Genomic DNA, 6,901 nt, shown 5'->3' with positions numbered 1-6,901 from the left:
GCCGCCGGCGATAGACGCCGAGTATCGTCTTCTCTCATTACTCACAGTATACACCAAACCGACTCCCATGTCAAACATTTTATGCTCTGATTAGTAACTTCAACTCGCCACCATATCCCTACCTGATGGCGATTGAAGGAAACAAGCGCTACCCGATGCCCTACGGCTTCAACCATCTGCTCATCGACAACGGTCTGAAGGTGACCGACAAGAACATCATCGAACTGGCGAAGGCCTTCGTCACCGTGGCAATTGGTGAAGGTTTTCCCAGAGTCACGTTCCTACAAGCGACCAGGACAAAGCAGGTGATAAGCGGCACGCCCTACAGCGCCCGACTGGAGGTCCAAACTGACGAACAAACAGAGGAGTGGTTCTTCTCCCTCTCATACTGGCATGACAAGTTTGGGACGGTATACCGAAGAGGCCCGCACGGATACATCGACTCTTACAACCCCCCGACGGACTGACCCCCTCCGAAGCAGCTACCGCCGGCCCAGCCGCCAGTGGTCGCTAACGTGCAGCTTCTGGCGACAACAGTGAACCGCATCATCCGTGCGACTGGCCGCGCCGGATTGGCCGTGAGGATGCCGTAGGTGGATCGGATTCCGGACCGGCCCCGTCGGCTGCGGCCGAGCGGCGGCTTCAGCGGGTTGCGGGCGTTCCAAGCGGCAACCGTCATCTACGACGCGACCGTGGATTTCTGCAACCGGTTCGTGGACAAGCGCTCGCGCACCCACGACCAGATGGTTCAGGCTGCGAGAAGCGGACGGCAGAATCTCGCTGAAGGCAGCCGCGCGGCTGCGACATCGAGCCAGACCGAGCTTCGCCTGACCCAGGTCGCCCGCGCCAGCCTTGACGAACTGCTGCTCGACTTCGAGGACTACCTCCGCCAGCGCAGCCTGCGCCAGTGGAACAAGGACGACGCCGAGGCGCGGGCAGTCCGCGCGGTCGGGCTCAGGCATCCGACGGATAGGACGGATCCGACGGATCAGGCCGAGTACGCCCTTTGGCTCTGCTCACCTGACCCGGCAGTCGTCGCCAACGCGCTCATCTGCCTGATCCACCAGACCAACTACCTGCTCGACCGGCTGACAGCCTCTCTGGAACGGGACTTCATCAAGCGCGGCGGGTACAGCGAAGGACTGGCGGCGGCCCGGATCGCGGAGCGGGCACGCGGCAAGCAGGAATCATCCGCTTCCGCGCCTCCTACTTGCCCGCAGTGCGGCAAGCCAATGGCCCTGCGCACGGCACGCAAAGGCGAACACGCAGGGCAGCAGTTCTGGGGCTGTTCGGCCTATCCCGCCTGCCGCGCAACCCTGGCATATGACGGATCGGTCGGATCGGGCGGATCCCCTCCGGGATAGTGACGGCCGGGAGAAGCGGCACCAGTACTCCCGAGGAGAAACGGGGACATGATACTTAATTGCCTCCGAAGCGCCAAGATGCTATCGGTGCAGGGACAGGCACGCCACTTCGGCAAGCTTCCACGAGGCATTGCAGATTGGCGCGGGCTTAGCCCGCTAGCCTCAAGCCGCAAGCATCAAGCTAGCCCAAGCGCAAGCACAAGCCCACCCGGCTGACCGATTCCGGCAACTCCCCAATCCCCAGCCCCTCTCCCCTGCCACCAGAGCAAGCCGCGCGGAGCCTTGCGGCCCCGCGCGGTTCCGAAGGAGGCGGTAGGTCTAATGGAGTGTCCGCTGTCGGCGAAAGTCGAGTGGTGGCACGGAGCCGTCATCAATCTCACAGTTGCCGCCGGGAAACAGATCGAGGTGGACGACCGAACTTCTGAACACGAGCGCTGAGCCCGAGCCATTCAGAGCTGAGAGGCGCTGGAGCCTGCCCGCACCTACACTGGGCTGATCGGTCACCGTGGCCCGTGCTGCAGTCTGGATGAACTGCTGAGCCTGCTTCTGCCCGATACTGCCGACAGGCCGGCTCTGCATCGCGTCAATCACGTAGGACCGGAGCAGCTTGGGCCACATCTTGCGGAAGAGAGCGGGCGAGCCGAAGGCATCCACGCATATGATCCGGCTCCCGACCGCCACCAGGACCCCGAGCGCGCCCGGGCAGAGTTCGGGCAGGCGGTCGAGCTGGTCGTAGTACGGCCGGGCCTGTTCCTGCGCCGCCTTGTCCTCGTAGACCCTGGCAAACGCGCGGCTCTCCGCGGCCACGCCCAAGCCGTTGTGGGCGGCATCGACCTCAGCCCAGACTTCATCCTGGCTCTGGCTCTTGGCCGCGCGCCCGCGCACCGCTCCGGAGGCGACGTAGCCCTTGGTGCCGAAGCTCATCGAGCTCCCGGCCCAGCGCCCGTGTTCGGTGCAGTAGACCGGTACGTCGAGCCAGCCTGAGCCGGGCGACAGGAGCACATCATCCCGGAGCATCCGGTCCTGCTTCGCACCGGAGACGATCTCCCCGGCCATGCCGAACACGTAGGTCTTGCCTGTGTTCTTGACGCGCACCGTGTTGACCTGGCCTCCGTCCTTCTCCTTCACTTCGACCTGCCCGGAGCGGATGGCATCGTCGAGCAGGGTGTAGCTCGAGTAGGTTGAGGCCGGTCCGACAAGCGGGAACAGAGTCAGGTTCTCGTAGCCGGACTGGCTTTTGACGGTGACTCGCGAGAGCAGGTTCGTCGCCGCCGAGCCGCCGGCCGGCTGGGCAGCAGCCGTCGCGGCAATTGCCGCCACCAGGGCGGCAACACGCGGGATTCTCTTCATCAGGTCCTCCTGAGTAATATCGGATCTTTCAGAGGCATTGTCTTGCTCACAGAGGTACATACCAGCAATGCAGATTGGGTATTCCGGCCGGAAACGGCCGGCCGTACTTCCCCTATCCCGAGATGGATGGCGGCGAGGAAGGGCAGTATCCAAGTTCGAAGCCCGAAACTCGAATGACGATTCAAGCCCGAATTGCCGATTCGTCATCTCCCGTTCGAGCTTCAATCGGAATTCGAACTTCGGGATTCGTGCTCGCCGAGGTATTGCTTTCGTTGCTCCAATCCAGGTTCCGGGGATCCCCGCCCCTTGCTTGACTGAGTCACGCAACCGGCTATAGTAGCGCCATGAAAATCGCGATGATCGGCTCGGGTTATGTCGGGCTCACCAGTGGCCCCTGTCTGGCGAAGGTCGGCCATGAGGTAATTTGCGTGGATAACGACGCTTCGCGGATTGAGTCCTTGAAACGCGGCGAGGTGCCGATCTATGAACCCGGCCTGCCGGAGATCATCGCCGAAGCCGCGAAAGCCGGTCGGCTGCGCTTCACCACCGACATCGGTGCGGCCGTGCGCGAGAGCAAAGCCGTATTCATCGCGGTCGGCACGCCACCCCGCGAGAACGGCCAACCGGACCTCACCTTTGTCGAGGACGTGGCCCGCGACATCGCGGCCAACATCCAGGACTACAAGCTGATTGTCGAGAAGTCCACCGTGCCGGTCCAGACCGGCAAGTGGGTACGCACCACCATCGAGCGGTACAAGAAATCCGACACGCCTTTCGACGTGGCTTCGAACCCCGAGTTCCTGCGCGAGGGATCGGCGGTCGGCGACTTTCTCTACCCGGACCGCATCGTCTGCGGCGTCGACTCCGACCGGGCCCGGGAGTTGATGAAGGAAATCTACGCCCCGATAGACGCGCCGATAGTCTTCACCGACCTGGCTTCGGCCGAGCTGATCAAGCACGCGTCGAACGCGTTCCTGTCGATGAAGATATCCTTCGCCAATGCCCTCTCGATTGTCTGCGAGGCCTCGGGCGCGGACATCAGGAGAGTCTGCTCCGGCATCGGCATGGACAAACGCATCGGCCCGGCGTTCCTCGAGGCGGGCGTCGGCTACGGCGGGTTCTGTTTCCCCAAGGACCTGAGCGCGTTTATCGCCATCGCCCAGGAACTGGGCTACGACTTCCGGTTGCTCAGGGAGGTCGAGGCGATTAACGAGGACATGAAGCGACGGTTCGTCCGCAAGATCCAGTCCGTGCTCTGGAACCTGCGCGACAAGAACATAGGCGTGCTCGGGCTCGCGTTCAAACCCAACACGGACGACATGCGGCTGGCGCCCTCCATCGACATCATCAACGGTCTGGTGCGAGAAGGTGCGAGGGTGAAGGCGTTTGACCCGCAGTCGATGGAGCGGGCGAAGGGCCTGCTGCCCGGCATCACATATTGCAGTCGCGCCGAGGACGTGGCCGACGAAGCCGACGTGCTCGCGGTCGTCACCGAGTGGCCCGAGTTCAAGAAGATCGACCTCGTCGCGCTGAAGCAACGGATGCGCCTGCCCATCATCTGCGACGGACGGAATCTGTTCGAACGGAGCGAGGTCGAGAAGCTCGGCTTCACCTACATCGGGGTTGGCCGGTGAGGGCGCTGGTCGCGGGTGGAGCCGGCTTCGTCGGCTCGCACCTCTGTGACCTCCTGCTGGATAACGGCTTTGAAGTCCTGTGTCTGGACAGCCTTCTCACCGGTTCGAAGCGCAACATCCGCCACCTGCTCAGCCGTCCGGACTTCCGGTTCCAGCGCGTCGACGTAACGAAGCGGCTGCGTCTGCCCGGTCGGGTGGACGTTGTTTTCAACCTCGCTTCCCCTGCCTCACCCAAAGACTACATGGCACTGCCGCTCGCGACCCTGGCCGTCGGTTCTTCGGGAACCCGCAACTTGCTGGAAGTCGCACTCGGGAAGAAAGCGGTATTCGTCCAGGCCTCGACTTCTGAGATCTATGGCGACCCGCTGCTCCATCCTCAACCGGAGAGCTATTGGGGAAACGTCAACTCGATCGGCCCCAGGTCTGCGTACGATGAAGCCAAGCGGTTCGGCGAAGCTCTGGTCATGGCCTATCACCGCCGCTACGGACTCGCGACGAGAATCGCCCGGATCTTCAACACCTATGGTCCCCGGATGAAGCTCGACGACGGCCGGATAGTCCCGACGCTGGTCCACCAGGCTCTGACCGGCCGTCCCCTGACGGTATTCGGGACCGGACGCCAGACGCGCAGTTTCTGCTACGTATCGGATATGGTTGAAGGGCTCTATCGTCTCGCCTCCTGCTCCGACCCGATGCCGGTCAACCTCGGCAATCCGCACGAGTTCACGATCCTCCGCTTCGCTCAGGTCGTGAAGAAACTGACCGGCTCCGTGAGCCCGCTCAAGTTCGAGCCGCTGCCCGAAGACGACCCCAAGCGCCGCAGACCGAACATCAGCCGCGCGCAGCGACTGCTCCGCTGGCAACCGAAGGTCCAACTGGAACCGGGACTCAAGCTCACCATCGACTCGTTCCGCAAGAAGACCTGACGTGAGGCCCGTCGGTATCGGACTCGCCGGCCTCGGCCGCTGGGGCCGGAACTACGTAAAGGCCCTGCTCGTCCTGCCGGAATGCCGGCTCGTCGCTATGGCCGACACGGACCCGGCGATCCGCGACCGGCTCTCCGCTGAGACCGGCATCGCGGTCCGCGAATCAGCCGACGAGCTGTTCTCGGAACCTGAAGTCGAGGCAGTGGTGATAGCCACACCTGACCGCACTCACTGCAGTCTCGCCGCTACCGCACTGGCCGCCGGCCGCGACGTGCTGATTGAGAAGCCGATGGCGCTTCAGCCGGTCGAAGCCGAGGTGCTGGCTGCACAGGCCGAATCCGGCGGGCGAGTGCTGGCTGTTGGACACACTGCCGTGTATCACCCCGGCTTCGCGGAACTGGTTGACGAGATCAGGTCCCGGCCGCCCGACGCGGAGAGGCGGGCATCGGCCATCCGCACCTCCTCCGGCTACAGCGACGGCCGTTCCCATCCCATCCTAGACCTGTGCCCGCACGACATCGCTATCGCAGTGCTCCTGTTCGGTACTCCGGCCGCGGCCCGCGCGCGCTCAAACGGGAAGAGCGTGGAGTACGAAGTCAGGTTCCAGGGAGGAGAGTTGCTCAACGGACGCGCCGAATGGCACGACCCGCCGCACGTCCGCCGGTTCGAGGTCGCCGGCGCGAATAGCACACTCCGGGATGAGGCAGGTGGCCCCAGCTCCCGCGACATCCGCGAAACGCTCCTGGGGCGCCAGTGCCTGGACTTCGCCGAGTGTTGCCGGACCCGGCGCCAGCCGCTCAGCAACGGCCGGGTGGGCCTGGCCGTAATGCGCTGCATCTCTGCCCTCGCCACGTCGTGCGCCGGCAGCGGCGACTGGGTGCAACTCAAGCCAGGGCTGCGAATACCAGATGGCGAATGTCGAGTACCGGACTCCGGACCTCGGCCTTCGGAGCTCGGAGTTCGGGCTTGAAGCTGAGCGTGGTCATCCCGGTCTACAACGAGGAGTCATCGGTCACCGAGCTGGTCGAGCGGGTCAAGGCCGTACCGGTAGAGAAGGAGATAATCACTGTCGACGACCACTCCAGTGACGACACGCTCTCGGTGCTGCACCGGATACCAGGCATCCGGGTGATTCCGCACCCGGTCAATCGCGGCAAGGGCGCCGCAGTTCGGACCGGGTTGTCACACGCCTCCGGCGAAGTAGTCGTCATCCAGGACGCGGACCTGGAATACAGCCCTTCCGACTACCCCGCGTTGCTCGAGCCCTTCTCCGACCCCCGGGTCGACGCCGTGTATGGTTCGCGCTTTCGCGGCGGCGGCAGCTTCCTGCTGATGAGCAAACTGGCCAACTACTTTCTCAGCTTTCTCACCAATGCCATGTTCGGGGGACGAATCACCGATATGGAGACCTGTTACAAGCTCATCCGCCGGCCCTTGTTTCAGGACCTCTGCCTGTCTGCCGACCGGTTCGAAATCGAACCGGAGATAACCGCGAAGCTACTACGCAGGCATTGCCGGATTGTCGAAGTTCCTATACAATACAACGCGCGTCGAGCCGGCAAGAAGATCGGTCCCCGCGATGGTGTCTCGGCCTGCCTCGCTCTTGTTCGGTGGTACGTGCGCTAGC

General features: G+C 63.5%; 7 protein-coding genes. 6 read left to right on the top strand and 1 reads right to left on the bottom strand.

Annotation, left to right across the window (positions count from 1 at the left end; all coding sequences use genetic code 11):
* Positions 1-125: 125 nt before the first annotated feature.
* Both FJY68_06650 and FJY68_06645 read left to right on the top strand, forming a co-directional pair.
* Positions 126-467 carry a hypothetical protein gene (locus FJY68_06650; protein MBM3331517.1) on the top strand — a complete coding sequence of 114 codons (342 nt, stop codon included), beginning with the start codon at positions 126-128 and terminating at the stop codon, positions 465-467.
* 135 nt (positions 468-602) lie between these two features.
* On the top strand, positions 603-1,364 hold the full coding sequence (locus tag FJY68_06645) for a four helix bundle protein (protein ID MBM3331516.1): 762 nt from the start codon (positions 603-605) through the stop codon (positions 1,362-1,364).
* Positions 1,365-1,682: 318 nt separating this feature from the next.
* Here FJY68_06645 and FJY68_06640 read toward each other — a convergent pair whose 3' ends face one another.
* Positions 1,683-2,714 (bottom strand): hypothetical protein, encoded by a 1,032-nt coding sequence (locus FJY68_06640; protein MBM3331515.1) that lies wholly within the window; start codon positions 2,712-2,714, stop codon positions 1,683-1,685.
* Positions 2,715-3,058: 344 nt separating this feature from the next.
* Between FJY68_06640 and FJY68_06635 the strand changes: the two genes are divergently transcribed.
* The 4 genes from FJY68_06635 to FJY68_06620 are packed head-to-tail and all read left to right on the top strand — an operon-like array spanning position 3,059 to position 6,900.
* Entirely contained in the window at positions 3,059-4,348 is a 1,290-nt protein-coding gene (locus tag FJY68_06635; GenBank protein MBM3331514.1) for a UDP-glucose/GDP-mannose dehydrogenase family protein, read from the top strand.
* The gene (locus tag FJY68_06630) at positions 4,345-5,274 is read left to right on the top strand and encodes an SDR family oxidoreductase (GenBank protein ID MBM3331513.1); all 930 of its coding nucleotides are present in this window, start codon (positions 4,345-4,347) and stop codon (positions 5,272-5,274) included. Before FJY68_06635 ends, FJY68_06630 begins: the two co-directional genes overlap by 4 nt.
* A gap of 1 nt (position 5,275) precedes the next feature.
* Positions 5,276-6,244, top strand: a complete 969-nt coding sequence (locus tag FJY68_06625; protein MBM3331512.1) for a Gfo/Idh/MocA family oxidoreductase — start codon at positions 5,276-5,278, stop codon at positions 6,242-6,244.
* Positions 6,241-6,900, top strand: a complete 660-nt coding sequence (locus FJY68_06620) for a glycosyltransferase family 2 protein (protein MBM3331511.1) — start codon at positions 6,241-6,243, stop codon at positions 6,898-6,900. The genes FJY68_06625 and FJY68_06620 overlap by 4 nt, the downstream gene beginning before the upstream one ends.
* The last annotated feature ends 1 nt before the right edge of the window (position 6,901 follow it).

Source organism: candidate division WOR-3 bacterium, assembly GCA_016867815.1.
Lineage (GTDB): Bacteria > Hydrothermota > Tepidihabitantia > Tepidihabitantales > Tepidihabitantaceae > UBA2258.
The sequence above is the reverse complement of the archived record's forward strand: the minus strand, read 5'-3'. Positions and strand labels throughout refer to the sequence as shown.